This window comes from Pseudomonas arvensis, from assembly GCF_056688935.1.
The window spans coordinates 3,375,750-3,393,353 of sequence record NZ_CP162038.1; the positions used below are offsets into that span (position 1 = coordinate 3,375,750).

Here is a 17,604-nt window from a genome sequence, read left to right on the forward strand (position 1 = left end):
CATTCCCGACTCACGGGATAATGGGTGTTGTCATTTTTCAAAGCGTTACGCTCAGGGCTTTATATGAAAGGAACATCCACCGGTAGCGAAGCCGCTGCATTGATTGCGCGGCTGGACTGGGCACGAAGCCCGCTCGGTGAGGCCAATGACTGGCCGCAAAGCCTGCGCACAGCGGTCGATATCGTCGTCCATTCGCCGATGCCGATGCTCCTGCTGTGGGGCAGCCAGCTCACCCAACTCTACAACGACGGCTTCGCGGCGCTGGCCGGCAATAAACACCCCGAGGCCATGGGCCAACCGGCGCACCAGACATGGCCAGAGCTGGAAGGCTTTACCGGCCCGGTCTACGACGCCGTGCTCAGTGGCCAGGTGCGCACTTTCAGCGAGCAGCGCTTCGTCCTGCAACGCAACAATCGCGACACGGAAATCTGGCTGGACCTGACCTACAGCCCGATCCGCGATGAAAGCGCCAATGTGGCCGGTATCCTCGTCACTGCCATCGAAACCAATGAGCGCCGCAAAGCCCAGCACAACACCGAGCAACGCCTGCAGCTTGCACTGGCTGCGACCGACGCCGTAGGCACCTGGGATTGGGACATCGGCGAGGACCACTTTATCGCCGACGCCCACTTCGCCTACCTGCACGGTGTCGACCCCAGCGACGCTGGCCTGCTGCCCATCAGCGAATACCTGCATGGCGTGCATCCGGAAGACCGTGGCACGGTGGCGCGCAGCATCAAGCACTGCATCACCCACGGCACCGAATACGCCGAGGAATACCGCCTGCAACAAGCCGACGGCCAGGTGCGCTGGGTATTTGCCCGAGGCCGGTGTTACAAGGATCACAATGGCCGCCCGGCGCGTTTCCTCGGCGCCGCACTGGACCTGACCGAGCGCAAGCACACCGAGCAGGCCCTGCGCCAAAGCCAGACCGAGTTGCAGCTGATCATCAACGCGATGCCGGTGCTGATCGGCTACGTCGACCACGAGCAGCGCTTTCGCCTGAACAACAGCGCCTACCTTGAGTGGTACGGCATGACGCCCCAGGAGCTGTACGGCAAGACCATCCGCGAAGTGCTCGGCGACGAGGTGTACGCAGGACGCGAAGACAAGATCGCCGCCGCGCTCAAGGGCAAGGCCTGCAGCTTCATGACCATCACGCCCCACCGCGACGGGCGCCCGCGTCATGCACTGATGAAGTACTTGCCGCGTTTCAGCAATGACGGCTCGGTGAACGGTTTCTACATCTTTGTGATCGACGAAACCGAACGCAAACTCACCGAAGAAGCCCTGCGCCACCTCAACGACAACCTCGAAGAGCGCGTGGCCCAGCGCACCCAGGCCCTGGCCGAGGCCAACCAGCGCCTGCAAAACGAGATGTTCGAACGTGAGCGCGCCGAAGATGCGCTGCGCCACGCGCAGAAAATGGAAGCGGTGGGCCAACTGACTGGCGGCATTGCCCATGACTTCAACAACATGCTCACCGGGATCATCGGCAGTCTGGACCTGATGCAGCGTTACATCGCCGCCGGGCGCAGCGAGGAGATCGGGCGCTTTACCGATGCCGCCGTGTCATCGGCCCATCGCGCTGCCGCCCTCACCCACCGCTTGTTGGCGTTTTCGCGACGCCAGTCACTGGACCGCCGCCCCACCGACCCCAACCAATTGGTGGCGTCCCTGGAGGACTTGTTCCAGCGCACCAAGGGCGCGCATATCGCGCTCAAGGTGCAACTGGGCCACGACATCTGGCCGGTCAACACCGACGCCAGCCAACTGGAAAACGCCCTGCTCAACCTGGTGATCAACGCCCGCGACGCCATGCCCGATGGCGGCGAATTGCTGATCGAAACCGCCAACAGCTACCTGGACGGCACCGACATCACCACCCTCGAACCGGTCAAGGCCGGCGACTACGTGATGCTCGGCGTGTGCGACAACGGCACTGGCATGGCGCCGAAAATCCTCGCCAAGGCGTTCGACCCGTTCTTCACCACCAAACCCATCGGCCAGGGCACCGGCCTGGGGTTGTCGATGATCTACGGGTTTGCCCAGCAGTCCGGCGGCCACGTCACGATCCAGAGCGAACCCGGCCAGGGCACCTGTGTGCGCCTGTACCTGCCGCGCCTGCACGGCACTGCGCTGGAAAGCAACCTGCCCACCAGCCTCGGCGAAGCGCCGGTGGCCCTGGCCGGTGAAGCCGTGGTGGTGGTCGAGGACGACCCGGCGGTGCGCATGCTGGTGGTGAATGTGCTGGATGAATTGGGCTATACCGCGCATCAGGCGGCGGATTCACGCACCGCGTTGCCACTGCTGGAATCGGACCTGCGCGTGGACCTGCTGGTGACCGACGTCGGCCTGCCGGGCATGAATGGTCGGCAACTGGCGGAAATCGCGCGCCAGCACCGTCCAGGGTTGCGGGTGCTATTCATGACCGGTTACGCCGAAAAAGCCGCCGAGCGCCAGGGCTTCCTGGAGGACGGCATGGACATGGTGGCCAAGCCGTTTTCCATCGACCTGCTGGCGACTAAAATCCGCAGCATGATCAGCGTGGTCGAATGAGTTCAGGCATAATCGCGCGCCGTCGCACACCTGGTAGAGATCAATGAAAGCCCAAGCCCGTCATATCCTGGTGAAAACCAGCGAAGAAGCCGAACAACTCAAGCAGCGCATCGCCAAGGGCGAAGCCTTTGATGTGCTGGCCAAGAAGTACTCCACTTGCCCATCGGGCAAGCGCGGCGGTGACCTGGGTGAAGTGCGGCCGGGGCAGATGGTCGGGGCGATCGATGCGGTGATTTTCAAGAAACCGGTGAAGGTGGTTCACGGGCCGATCAAGAGCAAGTTTGGGTATCACTTGGTGCAGGTGTTTTATCGGGATTGAGTGGTTGGCTTCAGATCGCTATCGGGGGCTCCTGTGGGAGGGGGCTTGCCCCCGATCCGCCAAAGGCGGCCATCCACTCACTCTCTTGAAATCAGCGCCCCCGGCACCTGAATCACCCGGCTCGCCAACCGATGCCCAGCCAACGCAGCCTCTTCCGGCGCCCCACCCCTGAGCCGGCTGGCCAGGTACGCCGCACTGAACGAATCCCCCGCCGCCGTCGTATCCACCACTTTCTCGACTTTCAACGCCGGCACGACAAAGCGCTCGCCATAGCAGCGGATCAAACACGCATCCGCCCCTCGCTTGAGCACCACTTCCGCAATCGCCGGGTACGCCGCAAACACCTGCTCGCTGTCGGCATAACCAAATAACGCGCGCTCGTCATCTTCGGTGAGCAAGGCGATATCCACCTCGGCCAACACTTTTCGATACGCCGCACGCGCCGCCTCGATACTGGCCCACAAGCGCGGCCGGTAGTTGTTGTCGAACACCACCTTGGCGCCACGGCGGCGGGCTTCGACCAGCGCTTGCAGCAAACGCTCACGCCCGACCTCGCCCAGTACCGCCAGGGTAATGCCGCTGAAATACACCACGTCATAGCTGGGCAAAGCCGCCAGGACCGGCTCGGCTGCCGGCGTGGTGAAACAGTCGCGCACGGCGGCTTCGTTGCGCCAGTAGAGGAATTTACGCTCGCCGTGGGCGTCGGTCTGGATGCAATACAAGCCCGGCAATCGCCCCGGCAGACGCTGGACCAAGCCCAGCCCCAGGCCTTCGTCGGTCCATTGTTGGCACATGGCGTCGCTGAAGCTGTCGTCGCCCAAGGCAGTGACATAGTCCACCGCGCCGATATCGCCCAGCTCGCGGCGCAGGTACACCGCCGTGTTCAGGGTGTCGCCGCCGAAGCTTTGTTGCAGGCTGCCGTCGGCGCGGTGTTGCAGTTCAATCATGCACTCGCCGATCAGGGCGATGCGGGGTTGGGTGGTCATGGCTACTTTCTCGGTGGGGCTGAGGGCCCCGATAGGAACGACGCTGTCTAGAAGCAAGTGTGCAGGGACTCGATCACCTGCAACTGCTCATCCACCAGGCAACCCACCTGCCATTTGTCGAAGGTCAGGCATGGGTGGGACGTACCAAAGGAAATGATGTCGCCAATGCGCAGTTCAACCCCGGGCGCCACGACCATGAAGGCATGCTGGTCCATCACTGCCGTAACCTTGCAGGTGCTCACATCATCGCCTTGCGCCGGTACGATGCCGGCCTTGTAGCGCTTGAGCGGTACCGGCAACCCAGCGTCGTAGGCCACGTCACGCTTACCCAGGGCCATGACTGCAAAACCCGGCTCAGGCAACGACTGCACATGGGCCCAGACTTCCAGCGCCGGACGCAGGCCTTCATTGAGGTCGCTACGACGGTCGAGCACGCAGCACTGCGCCTCTTTGTAGATGCCATGGTCGTGGGCTACATAGCTGCCAGGGCGCAGCACGCTGAGGAAGCGGCCGGCGGCGTTTTGGGTTTCGAAGGACTCGGCGATCAGGTCGTACCAGGCCGACCCCGACGCCGTGACAATAGGCTTGGGCAGGTCGAAGGCCCCGCTGTCTTGCAGGTCCACGGCCAGGCGCACCAGGCTCGCAGCGAAGTCGCGGATGCCACTGATGGCGTGCTCGCCGTGGATAACACCTTCGTAGCCTTCGATACCGGTGAGGGCCAGGGCTGGTTGGGCCTTGATCGCCTTGGCCAGGTCGCGCACTTCCTGCTCGCTGCGGCAACCGCAGCGGCCACCGACCACGCCGTATTCGATCATCACATTCAAGCGCAGGCCACGGGCGGCGAAGAACAGGCCCAGGTCGGCGACGTTGTCCGGGTGGTCGACCATGCAGTGGAAGTCAAAGTCCTTGTCGGCCAGCAGGTCGGCGATCAACGCCATGTTCGGCGCGCCCACCAATTGGTTGGCCATCAACACGCGGCGCACGCCGCCGGCATACGCGGCGCGGGTCTGTACGGCGTTGGCCAGGGTAATGCCCCAGGCGCCTTGGGCGATCTGACGCTGAAACAGCGCCGGCATCATGCTGGTCTTGCCATGGGGCGCGAGTTCGGCGCCGCTCTTTCTGACAAAGTCCTGCATCCAACGGATGTTGTGTTCCAGGGCGTCGCGGTGCAGGACCAGGGCCGGCAAACTGACGTCACGGACCAGGTGGGCACCGACGGCGGCGGCGCCTTTTTCAACGGCGTTGATGGCAGACATGAAAACTCCTATTCGTTGATGCGACGGGCCAGGTGGTTGGCGCTGTCGATCAACACCCGGCGATAGTCGTTGTAGTTTTTTTGCGCATCGGCCCGTGGGGCGACGATGCACAGCGTCGCAATGCTGATGCCCTGCGCGTCCCGCACCGGGGCGGCAAAGCAATGGGTAAAGGTGTCGGCCACACTGTCGAAGGAAAAGAACCCATCAAGGGTGGCCTGGCGGATCTGCGCAAGGAACGTTTCCAGCGGCAGGCGCTGACCGTCCGGCAGGATGAAATCGTCATGGTCGATCAGGTCGACGATCTGCTGGTCGCTCAGGTGCCCCAGCAACAGGCGCCCGGAGGCGGTCCAGGGGATTGGCGCGTTTTCGCCGATGTCCGAAGAAATCCGGAAATGCCGCTCGCCTTCGCGCATCAGCGCTACCGTGTACTTGCGCCCATTGAGCAGGCACATCTGTGCAGTTTCGTGGGTCTGGCTGACGATCTCCTGCAAGGCGTGATCGGCCTCGCGGGTCAGGTCGAAGTGGCGCAGGTGCGCCTGGCCGAGGAAGTACAACTGGCGACCGAGGTAGACGTGACCGTCCTTGCCCACAGTTTCAAGAATGCGCCGTTCCAGCAGGGACGCGACCAATTCGTAGACGGTGGACTTGGGGCTGCCGATACCGCTGGCGATATCATTCGGGCGCAGGGGCTGGCCGACTTCCTTGAGGAAATCGAGGATATCGAATGCACGGTCCAGGCCTTTGGCGCGGCGTTTGATGGTGTCTTCGGTCATGGCGGTGGTAGGTCCCGTCAAAATGCTAGGGTCTGGCAGAGATCCCTGTGGGAGGGGGCTTGCCCCCGATAGCGGTGTGTCAGCAACAGATGTGTTGACTGGCACTCCGCCATCAGGGGCAAGCCCCCTCCCACAGGGGATTTGCTGTGGGTTCAAGAACGGGGCAATTTAGCCCTTTTTCTTGTAGGCCACGCAATCAATCTCGACCTTGCAATCCACCATCATATTGGCCTGCACACAGGCCCGCGCCGGGGCGTGTTCCGCGGTGAAGTATTCGCCGAAGACCTTGTTGAAACTCCAGAAATCCCGCGGGTCTTCCAGCCACACGCCGACCCGCACCACGTCCTTGAGTTCGTAGCCGGCTTCTTCGAGGATCGCCACCACGTTGCGCATGGTCTGCCGGGTCTGCTCGATGATGCCGCCGGTGATGATTTCACCGTCCACCGCCGGCACCTGGCCCGAGACGTAGAGCCAGCCGTCCGCTTCTACGGCGCGTGCAAAAGGACGGGGTTGGCCGCCACCGGCGGTGCTGCCGGCGCCGTAACGAGTAATGCTCATACCTGTGCTCCTGATTAAAAACGAATGTTCTTCAAAAATTCCGCCAGGCGCGGTGACTGCGGGCGCTCGAAAAATCTTTGGCCGAGCCCTGCTCCTCGATCCGCCCCTGGTTCATAAATACGATCTTGTCCGAGACTTCATAGGCAAAGCGCATTTCATGGGTGACCAGCAACATGGTCATGCCCTCTTCCGCCAGGCCCTTGATCACGCTGAGCACTTCGCCCACCAGCTCCGGGTCGAGGGCCGAGGTGACTTCGTCGAACAACATCAGGCTGGGGTTCATCGCAATCGCACGGGCAATCGCCACACGCTGTTGCTGGCCGCCGGACAGCTGGCCGGGGAAGTGATTGCGGCGCTCCAGAAGTCCTACGCGGTCGAGCCATTTTTCCGCGAGTGCAACGGCCTCGTCCTTAGGCATTTTCTTAACTTTCAACAAACCCAGGGTCACGTTCTGCAACGCGCTCAAATGGGGAAACAAGTTGAACTGCTGGAAGGCCATGCCGGTCATCGCCCGGTGCTGGGCGATCACCCGTTCGGGGTGGCGCACACGCTTGCCGCCGACGTCGCTGTAGCCGATGGACTCGCCGTCCAGGGTGATCTGGCCGCCCTGGAACTCTTCCAGCAGGTTGACGCAGCGCAACAGCGTGGTCTTGCCTGAGCCGCTGGAGCCGATCAAGGTCACGACGTTGCCGCGCTGCATGGACAGGTCGACGCCCTTGAGCACTTCCACCTCGCCGTATTGCTTGCGCAGGCCGCGGATGTTCAGCAGTGGCTCGGTTGTTTGAGGTTGGTTCATGGCAACGCCACCCGCTTTTCAATGTAGCGCCCGAATAACTCGATGGCGTAGTTGATGACAAAGAACATAAACCCGGCGAACAGGTAGAACTCCAGGGTCAGGAAGGTGCGTGCGATGACTTGCTGGGTACTGAGCAGCAACTCGGCCACGCCGATCACCGACAGCAAGGTCGAGGCCTTGACGATTTCCGTGGAGGAATTGACCCAGGTCGGCAGGATCTGCCGCAGTGCCTGGGGCAGCAGCACGTAGGCCAGGGACTGATAAAACGTCAGGCCAATCGCCTTGCCTGCTTCCAACTGTCCACGGGGAATGGCTTGCAGGGCACCACGCACGATTTCCGACACATGGGAGCCGCAGAACAAGGTGAGCCCGACGGCACCGGCCTGGAACGCGCTGATCTGCCAACCGAGCGCCGGCAGCATGTAGAAACACGCGAGCACCAACACAAACACTGGCGTGCCGCGGATCAGATCCACATACAGGCGAAACGGCGCCCGCATCCAGAATTTGCCGTAGGTCAGCACCAGCCCGGCGAAAATGCCGATCAGGGTGCCGAAGATAATCGCCAGCGCCGAGCAATAGATACTGGTCTGGAACCCGGCCCACAGGGTGTCCCGGGCGATCCACAATTCATGCAGCCAACTGGGGGATTCGTACATGGAAACCCTCCTTAACGACGGATCGCCAGACGCTGTTCCAGGTAGCGGAGCAGCATGGCAATGAGGTAACAGGCAGCCACGTAGAGCGCGGTCGTGACCATCCAGGTTTCAATCACCCGGTAGCTTTCGACGTTGATCTTGCGGGCGTAATAGGTCAGCTCGGGTACTGCAATCGCAGCGGCCAGCGAGGTGTCCTTGAACAGTGAGATGAAGTTGTTCGAGAGCGCCGGCAGCACGTTGCGCAACATCACCGGCACGGTGATATACGCACGGATACGCCACTCGCCGAGGCCGATGGCAAGCCCGGCTTCACGCAGCCCCTTGGGAATATTCAACAGCCCGGCGCGGAACACTTCGGTCAGGTAGGCACCGGCGTACAACGACAACGTGATGATGAACGAGGGAACCTTGTCCAGCCGGATGCCCAGGCTCGGCAAGGCGAAGTAGATCAACAGGATCAGCACCAGGATTGGCGTGTTGCGGATCACCGTCACGTACACCGAGGCGAAGATGCGCAACGCACGGTGTTTGGACAGCATGGCAAACGCCATCAGCAGGCCGATCACGCAGCCAATGGCGATCGACAGCAATGCCAGTTGCAGGCCCAGGCCGAGCCCCGCCAGCAAGGTGTCGAAGTCGCGCCACACGGCGGCAAAGTTCAACTGATAGTTCATGGTCAACAGTACCTGGTTGGGGCGCCTTGACAGGCACCCCGGTTATTCCGGATCACTTGAATTCAACAGGGAAACCAATTGCCGGCTCAGGCAGGTCCACGCCGAACCACTGCTTGAACGAGGCCTTGTAGGTCGGGAATTCCACACCCGTCATGGCTTCATGCAGGGCGGTGTTGACGAAGTTCAGCCAGTCCTGGTCGCCACGCTTGACCGCGCACGCATAGGTTTGTGGGCTCCAGGCGTAGGCCGGGCTGCGGTAGCGGCCGGGGTTCTGCACCATCAGGTACTTGACCGAGGACTGGTCGGTGGCGGCAGCATCGGCGCGCCCGGAGTTCACGGCCTGGTACATCAGGTCGACACTGTCGTACTGGTCGACCTTGGCCTTGGGCAGCGCCTGGTGCACCAGTTCTTCGGCGTAGACGTTTTGCAGCACGGCCACGGTGACGCCATCACCCGCCGCCTGCAGGTCTTCAATCTCTTTGTACTTGCTGTTGTTCGGCAGCAGCAGGCCCACGCCTTCGCGGTAATACGGCAAGGTGAACGCCACCTGCTGCGCACGGCTGGCGGTGACGGTGATGAACTGGCAGCTCATGTCGACCTTGTCGGTCAGCAGATTGGGAATCCGCGCATCGGAAGACTGCACCACGAACTCGACCTTGGTCGGATCATTGAACAGCCCCTTGGCCACGATGCGGCCAATGTCGATATCAAACCCCTGCAACTTGCCATCCGCTCCCTGGAAGTGCCACGGCGCATTGGTACTGCCTGTACCCACGATCAAATGCCCACGTTTGAGCACGTTATCGAGCTTGCTGTCCGCCGCTTGCACAATGCCTGCGAGGGAAGCCGATGCGGCGAAGAGAAAAACACACGCGTTGAACACGGAAGGTCGGTGATGCATGACAAGCACTCCAGGAGTTGTGTATTCCGCTATACCGGAACTTAGTATGTAACAACGGAATAGACAGCAGAAAGTGTGCCATACGTGTTCGGCGAAAACTACGGACTCGATAAAGTCCTTGTTAATCAGCTACATAAATAGGCGCGTGAGCGGCGGCGTCTGCCCAGCCCCTGAAATCAGATTGCTACTCAAGGACTCACACAGCAGTGACAGCGCCATCGGGGTGCGTCACCGCTCCGTTACCGCGCACACCCGCACCGTGGAAAAACGCCTGAGCTGGGCTAGCCTTTGGCACAGACCCGAAAATAAGGACTGGTTCCAATGAAGCTTCGTCTCCCCCTGGTTTTGCTCGCTCTACTGGCAGCAGGCAGTGCCGCGGCAAGTAACGACCGCCGCGAATGTAAAGAGGAACTGCAAAAGCTCAAGGAGGCCTTCAATACCAACTACAGCAGCCAGAATCACCACGGCTACCGGCAGGCGAAGGCTTCCAGGGACAATGAGGAATACAGAAAATGTGCAAGCCAGGCCCGTAAGGCCCGGGAACGCGCAGAGCGTGCCAACGACGCGTAAGCCACTGCTACCTGTGAAAGTTGACAGTAGACCGGCGCAAACGTCTGCCTTAGCGTAAGCCCAAGGTACTGAAGGGGGTTGCCCGATGAACTATGTCAACGCTGTGATCGAGGACAAGGCGGCGTTTGAGCGCGCGCTGGATACGCCGCTGCCGGTTTTCGTCGTATTTATTTCACATGCTTGCCCGGCTTGCACTGACGCAATGCCGCGCTTCACGCGTATGAGCGAGAGGTATAAGGGCGGGATTAAAATCCTGATCCTTGACTGTACCGAAACCCCTCGCCATCCCGAGGTCGATCGCATTCCCATGCTACTGATCTATCACAATAAAGCTCTGCTCGACACCGTTCCCGGCCTGGGTGAGCAGGCGCTAAAAAAGGCTTTCGAGCAGTACACCAGAAAAGAAGGTTACGGCGCAGGCACCGGCACCAGGCAAACTTGAGTCACACGCCGCTCCTCTACCGCCGCGACCGTCAACCGCCAGCCCTCATACTCCAGGCTGTCACCCACCACCGGCAGACGGTCGAGCAGACTCATCACCAGGCCGGCCAGGGTCTGGTAATCCTCGGTAGCGCTTGCCTTGAAGCCAGTGCGCCGACGAACCTGGGTGAGGTTCAAGGCGCCATTGGCGCGAAAGCCGTCAGCCTCCTCGACAATGTCCGGCCCTTCGATCTCACTGGCATCCGGCAATTCACCGGCGATGGATTCGAGGATGTCGGTCATGCTCAACACCCCCATAAAATCACCGAATTCGTTGATCACGAACGCAATATGGGTCGACTCCTGGCGCATCTGCTCCAGGGCATTGAGGATCGAAAAACTCTCCAGCAGGTTGATTGCCCGACGCGCCAGGTGCTCCAGGTTCGGCTCGTTACCGGCCAGGTATTCCTTGAGCAGTTCCTTCTTGTGCACGAAGCCCAAGGGTTCATCCACCGCGCCATTACGGATCAAAGGCAGGCGTGAGTAGGACGAATGCATCAGCTTCAGGCGAATCGTCTCGGCATCGTCCGCCAGGTCGATAAAGTCGACCTTGGCTCGTGGCGTCATCAGGCTGCGGATCGGCCGCTCGGCCAATTGCAGCACGCCGCTGATCATTACCCGTTCGCGGCGGTCGAACAGCGGGCCTTGGGCGGTATCCGGCTCACCCAGCAAGTCGGCCACCTCTTCGCCCACTTCTTCCACTGCCAGGCTGCGACCGCCGAGCAAGCGCATTACCGCGTGGGCGGTACGCTCACGCACCGGCAACACGCCCTGCGCCGATTTCTTGCGACGAGCACGGGCGATCTGGTTGAACACCTCGATCAGGATCGAAAAACCAATCGCCGCGTACAGGTAACCCTTCGGAATATGGAAGCCCAGGCCTTCGGCGGTCAGGGCAAAACCGATCATCATCAAAAAGCCCAGGCACAGCATGATCACGGTCGGATGGGCGTTGACGAAGCGCGTCAGCGGCTTGCTCGCCACGATCATCAGGCCGATGGAAATGATCACCGCGATCATCATCACCGCCAGCTCATCGACCATGCCCACGGCGGTAATCACCGCATCCAGGGAGAACACCGCGTCGAGCACCACGATCTGCGCCACGATTGGCCAGAACATCGCATAAGCCACATTGCCCGTACGCTGGGCCACGTGCCCTTCAAGGCGCTCATGCAATTCCATGGTGGCCTTGAACAGCAGGAACACACCACCAAACAGCATGATCAAGTCACGGCCGGAGAAGCTCTTGTCGAACACTTCGAACAGCGGCTGCGTGAGGGTTACCAACCACGAAATACTGGCCAGCAGGCCCAGGCGCATCAGCAACGCCAGGGACAAACCGATCAACCGCGCGCGGTCACGCTGCTCCGGCGGCAGTTTGTCTGCCAGGATCGCGATAAACACCAGGTTGTCGATACCCAGCACCAGTTCCAGCACAATCAAGGTCAACAGGCCGAGCCAGGCCGTTGGATCCGCTAACCATTCCATTAATATCAGTCTCTATCTAGGTTTCAGAATGCCGGACACGGCAAGACGCGGTCAGGAGACCGGGACAAGGTTAGCAGTCGGAATACGGGATGTTTCAGCGGGAACGGCAGCAGTAGGTGTCTTGGGGAAAGACGACTGGGGGGCTCCGAGAGGGTGTTCATGCAAATCCTACGATGACAAAAGGACTTGAATCGTACAGCCGAAAGGTAATTTTCCTACAACGCAAAACTATTACAAGATCTGTATTCCCTCAGTCTCCGCTGGACCAATGTGGGCGCGGGCTTGCTTGCGAAAGTGGAGTGCCAGTCGGTCCATGCTTGACTGATACACCGCCTTCGCGAGCAAGCCCGCTCCTACAGGGGATTACCTGCCTCTTACCAGAACCGCTGCTGGGTCAAGCGGCTCCACCACGTCAGCAACACACGGTCCACCGAACCGCTGGCCGCCAGGCCCACGCGCTCTTGCAGGCTTTTGCGCTCGGCATAATGCAGGTGGAACACCTCGGCGGTCGCAGCCTTGGTAGCGAGGTATTCGTCGCTGGTTTGCAGTTCGTCGACCAGTTGTTTGTCCAGAGCTGCAACGCCGAGCCACACTTCCCCGGTGGCCACGTCATCAATCGCCAACTGCGGGCGATAACGCGATACGAAGTTCTTGAACAGTTGATGGGTGATATCCAGGTCTTCCTGGAACTTCTCGCGACCCTTCTCGGTGTTTTCGCCAAACACTGTGAGGGTGCGTTTGTATTCGCCGGCGGTCAGCACTTCAAAGTCGATGTCGTGTTTTTTGAGCAGGCGGTTGACGTTGGGCAACTGCGCCACCACGCCGATGGAGCCCAGGATGGCAAACGGCGCGCTGATGATCTTCTCGCCGATGCACGCCATCATGTAGCCGCCGCTGGCCGCGACCTTGTCGATGCACACGGTCAACGGCACACCCGCCTGGCGGATACGCGCCAATTGCGACGAGGCCAGGCCGTAGCTGTGCACCATGCCGCCGCCGCTTTCCAGGCGCAGCACCACTTCGTCCTTGGGCGTGGCCAGGCTCAGCAGCGCGGTAATTTCATGGCGCAGGCTCTCGGTGGCCGAGGCCTTGATGTCACCGTCAAAGTCCAGCACGAATACCCGTGGCTTGGCCTCGGTTTTTTTCTTGCTGTTCTTCTTTTCGGTTTTGCTTTCGGACTTGCGCAGGGCTTTGAGCTGGTCCTTGTCGAGCAGGCTCGACTCCAGGCGCTCACGCAGGCCTTTGTAGAAATCGTTGAGCTTGCTGACCTGCAGTTGGCCGGCGGATTTGCGACGACCTTTGCTGCGCAGTGCGGCGAAGCTGATCAGTACCACCAGAATAGCGACCACCAGGGTGACAGTCTTCGCCAGGAAGCTGGCATATTCGGCCAAAAAATCCATGTTGCTCCTTACAAGTGCAGTGCGCGCGGCGCGGATTGCCCCAGCATACCGGCGGCACCGCCTCCGGGCCAGTGATCAAACCGCCAGCAAGCACAGCCTCCAATGCGCTTTTAAAACAAGCGTATGTTTTTTCATTGACAGCTCCCTGGCATCCTCATAACCTCGCCAGACTTCAACGTACCGGGAAAACGGACGTGGGCAGCATCTATCTGATTCGACATGGCCAGGCCTCCTTCGGTGCAGACGACTATGACGTCCTGTCGCCCGTCGGCGTGGAGCAGGCGCAAGTGCTCGGTCGCCACCTGGCGGACATGGGCCTGATGTTCGACCGCTGCGTGGCGGGCGACCTGCGCCGCCAGCAGCACACTGCCACGGCTGCCTTCGATCAATACCGTGCCCTTGGCCTGCCGGTTCCGGTCCTGGAAACCGACAGCGCCTTTAACGAATTCGATGCCGACGCAATCATCCGCGCCCTGCTCCCCGACCTGCTCACCACCGAACCCGACGCCCTGGACATCCTGCGCAACGCCGCGCAGAACCGCAGCGAATTCCAGCGCATCTTCGCCCTGATCATCGAGCGCTGGCTGGCCGGCACTTATGACACGCCGGGGCTCGAAAGCTGGTTGGGGTTTGTCGAACGCGTCCAGGGGGGCTTGCAACGCATTCTTGAAGCCGCGGATAACACACAGAAAATCGCCGTATTCACCTCCGGCGGCACCATCACCGCCCTGCTCCACCTGATTACCCGAATGCCTGCCGCCCAGGCGTTCGAACTGAACTGGCAAATTGTTAACACCTCGCTCAACCAGCTGAAATTCCGCGGTCGCGAGGTGGCACTGGCTTCCTTCAACGGGCATACCCACTTGCAACTGTTGAAGGCGCCGCAACTCATCACCTTTCGATGAAGTGCGGCCAACCGTGACCCCAAGGTCACTGGACTCCACCCTAAAGGATCGAAACCATGACTGACGTAGCCAAAGCTGTAGAAGCAATGAAAGCCAAATTCAACCCAGGCGCTGCCGAAGGTCTGGACCTGGTGTTCGGTTTCCGTATCGACGACACCAAGAACTTTTCCCTGATCGTCAAAGACAAGACCTGCGAACTGCAGGAAGGCGAAAACCCAGACGCACAAGTGACCCTGGTCATGGACAGCGAAACCCTGGAAGGCATCGTCGACGGCTCGACTGACGGCATGCAGGCCTTTATGGGCGGCAAGCTGCGCGCCGAAGGCGACATGATGCTGGCCATGAAGCTGAGCGAACTGTTTCCTTCCTGATTCACGGGCAACCTTGAATCACTGTGAGAGGGGGCTTGCTCCCGATAGCGGTTTTCAGTCGATTCTGAGTTGACTGATCCACCGCTATCGGGGGCAAGCCCCCTCCTACATTGGGCCGGCGGTGGTATTCAGTTTTTGGGCTGCAGCAACAACGCCACCAACGCACTCCAGCCGGTCTGGTGTGATGCGCCCAACCCGCGCCCGGTCTCGCCATGGAAATACTCATGGAACAGCACCAGGTCCCGGCTCAGGGGATCCGCTTCCAACTGCGAATACCCCGCCATCGACGGTCGACAGCCATTTTCATCCCGTAGAAACAATCCGGTCAGCCGCTGACTGAGACTGTCAGCCACTTCCTCCAGGGATGACAGATAACCGCTCCCAGACGGGTACTCCACCGAGAAGTTATCCGCGTAGTAGCGATGAAACTCACGCAGCGATTCAATCAGCATGTAGTTGACCGGCATCCACACGGGCCCCCGCCAATTCGAGTTGCCGCCATACAAGCGTGAATCTGATTCGCCAGGCTGGTAGCGGGCACACAGGGTGTCGCCATTCATCTTCAGCGCCAGCGGCTGCTCGGCGAACGCCTTGGACAGGGAGCGCACGCCAAAGGCCGAGAGGAACTCCTTGTCATCAAGCATGCGCCGCAGCAAGTCCTTGGTACGTTCACCGCGCAACAACGCCAGCAGCAGGCGATTGCCCTGCCCCGGCTCATTCCAGCGTGAGACCAACCTGGCCAGATCCGGTCGATGTTTCATAAAACCCAGCAATCGCTCGCGCAACCCCTCCAGCGCTTCATGTTCGCGCTGCTCCAGCACCAACACGGCGAACAACGGCATCAGGCCGACGATGGAGCGCAAGCGCACCGGTTCGCTCTGCCCGTCGGGGCGGTGCAGCACGTCGTAGAAGAACAGGTCCTGCTCATCCCACAGGCCTTCGGCGCTGTCGTCGACCCGGTTGATGGCGCCGGCGATATACAGGAAATGTTCGAAAAACTTCACCGCAATATCCACGTACACGGCATTGCGCTTGGCCAGTTCCAGGCCGATGCGCATCAAGTCCAGCGCATACGCGGCCACCCACGCCGTGCCGTCGGCCTGGTCCAACTGATACCCCGCCGGCAATGCCGCCGAGCGGTCGAACAGCGCAATGTTATCCAGCCCCAGGAAACCGCCCTGGAACAGGTTGCGGCCCTCGGCGTCCTTGCGGTTGACCCACCAGGAAAAATTCAACAGCAGCTTATGGAAAATCCGCTCCAGAAAATCCATATCGCCTACACCGGTCAACGCCTTGTCCTGCAGGTACACCCGCCAACTGGCCCAGGCATGCACCGGCGGATTGGCGTCGTCGAAGCGCCATTCATAGGCTGGCAATTGGCCGTTGGGGTGCATGAAGCGGTCCTTCACCAGCAACAATAGCTGTTGCTTGGCGTATCCCGGATCGATCAGCGCCATCGCCACCGCCTGGAAGCCTTGGTCCCACGAGGCGTACCACGGGTACTCCCAGGTGTCGGGCATGGAGAGGATGTCGAAGTTGGACAGGTGCCGCCAATGGGTATTGCGGATATGCAGGCGCTCAGGCGGCGGCGCGGGTTGCGCCGGGTCGCCGTCGAGCCATTGGTTCACGTCGAAATAATAGAGTTGCTTGGACCACAGCAAACCGGCCAGGGCCTGACGCTGCACGTTGCGCGCATCAGCATCGGCGATGCCGTGTTGCAGGGCCGCGTAGAAGTCATCGGCTTCCTGGCGACGCTGTTCAAACAACTTGCGCGCATTGACCGCAGGCGCATCAACCGGGGCAAAACGCAGGTACAGGGTTTTGCTTTCGTCCCCCGCCAGCTCAAGGATGAAGCGCGCCGCGACCTTGGTGCCGGTGTCCCGGCGAATCGTGGATTGAGTGCCACTCACCACGTAGTCATTGATGCCATCCTTGAACGGCCCCGACGCCACTTGCCCGTCCAGTTTGACGACGTTGCTTTCGTTTTCGCAGAACAACCACTCCACGCCATCCTGGCCCCAGGCAGTCAGATGACGATCCGGCAATTCATGATGACGGGCCAACACTCGCTCGCCGTCGATCGACAACTGCGGCTTGGGCGCATCAAAGGTCCAGCTCCAGTCGTTACGCGCCCACGCCTGAGGCAATACCTGCAAGCGTGTCGGCTGCTCCGAGCGGTTATGCACGGTGACACGCATGAAAATATCGTCAGGCTGCTGCTTGGCGTACTCGACGCTGACATCGCAATAGCGGTTGTCCTCAAACACGCCGGTATCGAGGATTTCATACTCGGCATCATCCAGCCCGCGACGGGCGTTTTCGGTAATCAGGTCGGTGTAGGGAAAGGCGCCATGGGGGTATTTGTAGAGCATGCGCATGTAGGCATGACTCGGTACGCCATCAACGAAAAAGTACAGTTCCTTGACGTCCTCCCCATGGTTGCCCTCGGCGTTATTGAGGCCGAACAGCCGCTCCTTGAGGATCGCGTCGCGCTCGTTCCACAGCGCCAGGCCCAGGCACCAGCGTTGGGCCTTGTCGCTGAAACCGGCCAGGCCGTCCTCGCCCCAACGGTAGGCGCGGCTGCGCGCGTGTTCATGGGGAAAGTAGGTCCAGGCATCGCCGTCGGCACTGTAGTCTTCACGCACCGTGCCCCATTGGCGTTCACTCAGGTACGGGCCCCATTCGCGCCAGCGCTCGGCGTCTTCGGTGGCCAAGCGTTGGCCTTCAATCGTTTGGGTAACGGGCGTGGCCGTCATGGGGTCCTCCAGCGCCTACAAGGTGAGGAGCAGTGTAGAACCCATCGGCGCCCGGATGCACATGAAGACTTGGCAGAGCCTGCCATTCATTCATTTGCAGAATGAAGTCCAGAGGATTCTTCGTTTGCAAGCGCTCATGGAGCCCAACAA

The 17,604-nt window shown here is 60.7% G+C and carries 16 protein-coding genes and 1 pseudogene; 6 read left to right on the forward strand and 11 right to left on the reverse strand.

The window, feature by feature from the left end; all coding sequences use genetic code 11:
* Positions 1-63: 63 nt before the first annotated feature.
* Both AB3G88_RS14940 and AB3G88_RS14945 read left to right on the forward strand, forming a co-directional pair.
* Positions 64-2,559 carry a PAS domain-containing hybrid sensor histidine kinase/response regulator gene (locus AB3G88_RS14940; RefSeq protein WP_099583196.1) on the forward strand — a complete coding sequence of 832 codons (2,496 nt, stop codon included), beginning with the start codon at positions 64-66 and terminating at the stop codon, positions 2,557-2,559.
* 43 nt (positions 2,560-2,602) lie between these two features.
* Positions 2,603-2,878 (forward strand): peptidylprolyl isomerase, encoded by a 276-nt coding sequence (locus AB3G88_RS14945; protein ID WP_003174397.1) that lies wholly within the window; start codon positions 2,603-2,605, stop codon positions 2,876-2,878.
* A gap of 77 nt (positions 2,879-2,955) precedes the next feature.
* Here AB3G88_RS14945 and AB3G88_RS14950 read toward each other — a convergent pair whose 3' ends face one another.
* From AB3G88_RS14950 to AB3G88_RS14985, 8 genes and pseudogenes are all read right to left on the reverse strand, one after another.
* Positions 2,956-3,864 carry a sugar kinase gene (locus AB3G88_RS14950; protein ID WP_158877663.1) on the reverse strand — a complete coding sequence of 303 codons (909 nt, stop codon included), beginning with the start codon at positions 3,862-3,864 and terminating at the stop codon, positions 2,956-2,958.
* Positions 3,865-3,911: 47 nt separating this feature from the next.
* On the reverse strand, positions 3,912-5,120 hold the full coding sequence (locus tag AB3G88_RS14955; protein ID WP_480450436.1) for an amino acid deaminase: 1,209 nt from the start codon (positions 5,118-5,120) through the stop codon (positions 3,912-3,914).
* Between the two features lie 8 nt (positions 5,121-5,128).
* Entirely contained in the window at positions 5,129-5,893 is a 765-nt protein-coding gene (locus AB3G88_RS14960) for an IclR family transcriptional regulator (protein WP_032886547.1), read from the reverse strand.
* Positions 5,894-6,061: 168 nt separating this feature from the next.
* Positions 6,062-6,451 (reverse strand): RidA family protein, encoded by a 390-nt coding sequence (locus tag AB3G88_RS14965; RefSeq protein WP_065952451.1) that lies wholly within the window; start codon positions 6,449-6,451, stop codon positions 6,062-6,064.
* A 14-nt stretch (positions 6,452-6,465) separates the two neighbouring features.
* Positions 6,466-7,247, reverse strand: a pseudogene (locus AB3G88_RS14970) (amino acid ABC transporter ATP-binding protein).
* Complete coding sequence (locus AB3G88_RS14975; RefSeq protein ID WP_400526476.1) at positions 7,244-7,906, reverse strand: amino acid ABC transporter permease; 663 nt, start codon at positions 7,904-7,906, stop codon at positions 7,244-7,246. The pseudogene AB3G88_RS14970 and the gene AB3G88_RS14975 overlap by 4 nt, the downstream one beginning before the upstream one ends.
* Positions 7,907-7,917: 11 nt before the next feature.
* Positions 7,918-8,580 (reverse strand): amino acid ABC transporter permease, encoded by a 663-nt coding sequence (locus AB3G88_RS14980; RefSeq protein WP_250925104.1) that lies wholly within the window; start codon positions 8,578-8,580, stop codon positions 7,918-7,920.
* Positions 8,581-8,632: 52 nt separating this feature from the next.
* A complete protein-coding gene (locus AB3G88_RS14985; RefSeq protein ID WP_099583189.1) occupies positions 8,633-9,481 on the reverse strand; it encodes a transporter substrate-binding protein in 849 nt (282 codons plus the stop codon).
* A gap of 321 nt (positions 9,482-9,802) precedes the next feature.
* Here AB3G88_RS14985 and AB3G88_RS14990 point away from each other — a divergent pair, with 321 nt between their 5' ends.
* Together AB3G88_RS14990 and AB3G88_RS14995 are read left to right on the forward strand one after the other, a co-directional pair.
* On the forward strand, positions 9,803-10,051 hold the full coding sequence (locus tag AB3G88_RS14990; protein WP_480450440.1) for a hypothetical protein: 249 nt from the start codon (positions 9,803-9,805) through the stop codon (positions 10,049-10,051).
* A gap of 85 nt (positions 10,052-10,136) precedes the next feature.
* Positions 10,137-10,493 carry a thioredoxin family protein gene (locus AB3G88_RS14995; RefSeq protein ID WP_158877657.1) on the forward strand — a complete coding sequence of 119 codons (357 nt, stop codon included), beginning with the start codon at positions 10,137-10,139 and terminating at the stop codon, positions 10,491-10,493.
* On the opposite strand, the gene AB3G88_RS15000 is transcribed toward AB3G88_RS14995, so the two are convergent.
* Entirely contained in the window at positions 10,460-12,022 is a 1,563-nt protein-coding gene (locus tag AB3G88_RS15000) for a TerC family protein (protein WP_191946247.1), read from the reverse strand. The genes AB3G88_RS14995 and AB3G88_RS15000 overlap by 34 nt on opposite strands.
* A gap of 374 nt (positions 12,023-12,396) precedes the next feature.
* Positions 12,397-13,422 carry a protease SohB gene (sohB, locus tag AB3G88_RS15005; protein WP_480450443.1) on the reverse strand — a complete coding sequence of 342 codons (1,026 nt, stop codon included), beginning with the start codon at positions 13,420-13,422 and terminating at the stop codon, positions 12,397-12,399.
* 194 nt (positions 13,423-13,616) lie between these two features.
* Here sohB and AB3G88_RS15010 point away from each other — a divergent pair, with 194 nt between their 5' ends.
* Positions 13,617-14,327, forward strand: coding sequence for a histidine phosphatase family protein (locus tag AB3G88_RS15010; protein WP_480450445.1), 711 nt, complete (start codon positions 13,617-13,619; stop codon positions 14,325-14,327).
* 56 nt (positions 14,328-14,383) lie between these two features.
* Complete coding sequence (locus AB3G88_RS15015; protein WP_480450447.1) at positions 14,384-14,698, forward strand: SCP2 sterol-binding domain-containing protein; 315 nt, start codon at positions 14,384-14,386, stop codon at positions 14,696-14,698.
* Positions 14,699-14,826: 128 nt separating this feature from the next.
* On the opposite strand, the gene AB3G88_RS15020 is transcribed toward AB3G88_RS15015, so the two are convergent.
* Positions 14,827-17,454, reverse strand: a complete 2,628-nt coding sequence (locus AB3G88_RS15020) for an MGH1-like glycoside hydrolase domain-containing protein (protein ID WP_480450449.1) — start codon at positions 17,452-17,454, stop codon at positions 14,827-14,829.
* Positions 17,455-17,604: the final 150 nt, after the last annotated feature.

Excerpts from the sequence above, each read along its gene's own strand:
- AB3G88_RS14940 (WP_099583196.1), top strand. The coding sequence starts at position 64 with ATGAAAGGAACATCCACCGGTAGCGAAGCCGCTGCATTGATTGCGCGG.
- sohB (WP_480450443.1), bottom strand. The coding sequence starts at position 13,422 with ATGGATTTTTTGGCCGAATATGCCAGCTTCCTGGCGAAGACTGTCACC.
- AB3G88_RS15020 (WP_480450449.1), bottom strand. The coding sequence starts at position 17,454 with ATGACGGCCACGCCCGTTACCCAAACGATTGAAGGCCAACGCTTGGCC.
- AB3G88_RS14985 (WP_099583189.1), bottom strand. The coding sequence starts at position 9,481 with ATGCATCACCGACCTTCCGTGTTCAACGCGTGTGTTTTTCTCTTCGCC.
- AB3G88_RS15000 (WP_191946247.1), bottom strand. The coding sequence starts at position 12,022 with ATGGAATGGTTAGCGGATCCAACGGCCTGGCTCGGCCTGTTGACCTTG.
- AB3G88_RS14965 (WP_065952451.1), bottom strand. The coding sequence starts at position 6,451 with ATGAGCATTACTCGTTACGGCGCCGGCAGCACCGCCGGTGGCGGCCAA.
- AB3G88_RS14995 (WP_158877657.1), top strand. The coding sequence starts at position 10,137 with ATGAACTATGTCAACGCTGTGATCGAGGACAAGGCGGCGTTTGAGCGC.
- AB3G88_RS14950 (WP_158877663.1), bottom strand. The coding sequence starts at position 3,864 with ATGACCACCCAACCCCGCATCGCCCTGATCGGCGAGTGCATGATTGAA.
- AB3G88_RS14980 (WP_250925104.1), bottom strand. The coding sequence starts at position 8,580 with ATGAACTATCAGTTGAACTTTGCCGCCGTGTGGCGCGACTTCGACACC.
- AB3G88_RS14945 (WP_003174397.1), top strand. The coding sequence starts at position 2,603 with ATGAAAGCCCAAGCCCGTCATATCCTGGTGAAAACCAGCGAAGAAGCC.
- AB3G88_RS14975 (WP_400526476.1), bottom strand. The coding sequence starts at position 7,906 with ATGTACGAATCCCCCAGTTGGCTGCATGAATTGTGGATCGCCCGGGAC.
- AB3G88_RS14960 (WP_032886547.1), bottom strand. The coding sequence starts at position 5,893 with ATGACCGAAGACACCATCAAACGCCGCGCCAAAGGCCTGGACCGTGCA.
- AB3G88_RS14990 (WP_480450440.1), top strand. The coding sequence starts at position 9,803 with ATGAAGCTTCGTCTCCCCCTGGTTTTGCTCGCTCTACTGGCAGCAGGC.
- AB3G88_RS14955 (WP_480450436.1), bottom strand. The coding sequence starts at position 5,120 with ATGTCTGCCATCAACGCCGTTGAAAAAGGCGCCGCCGCCGTCGGTGCC.
- AB3G88_RS15015 (WP_480450447.1), top strand. The coding sequence starts at position 14,384 with ATGACTGACGTAGCCAAAGCTGTAGAAGCAATGAAAGCCAAATTCAAC.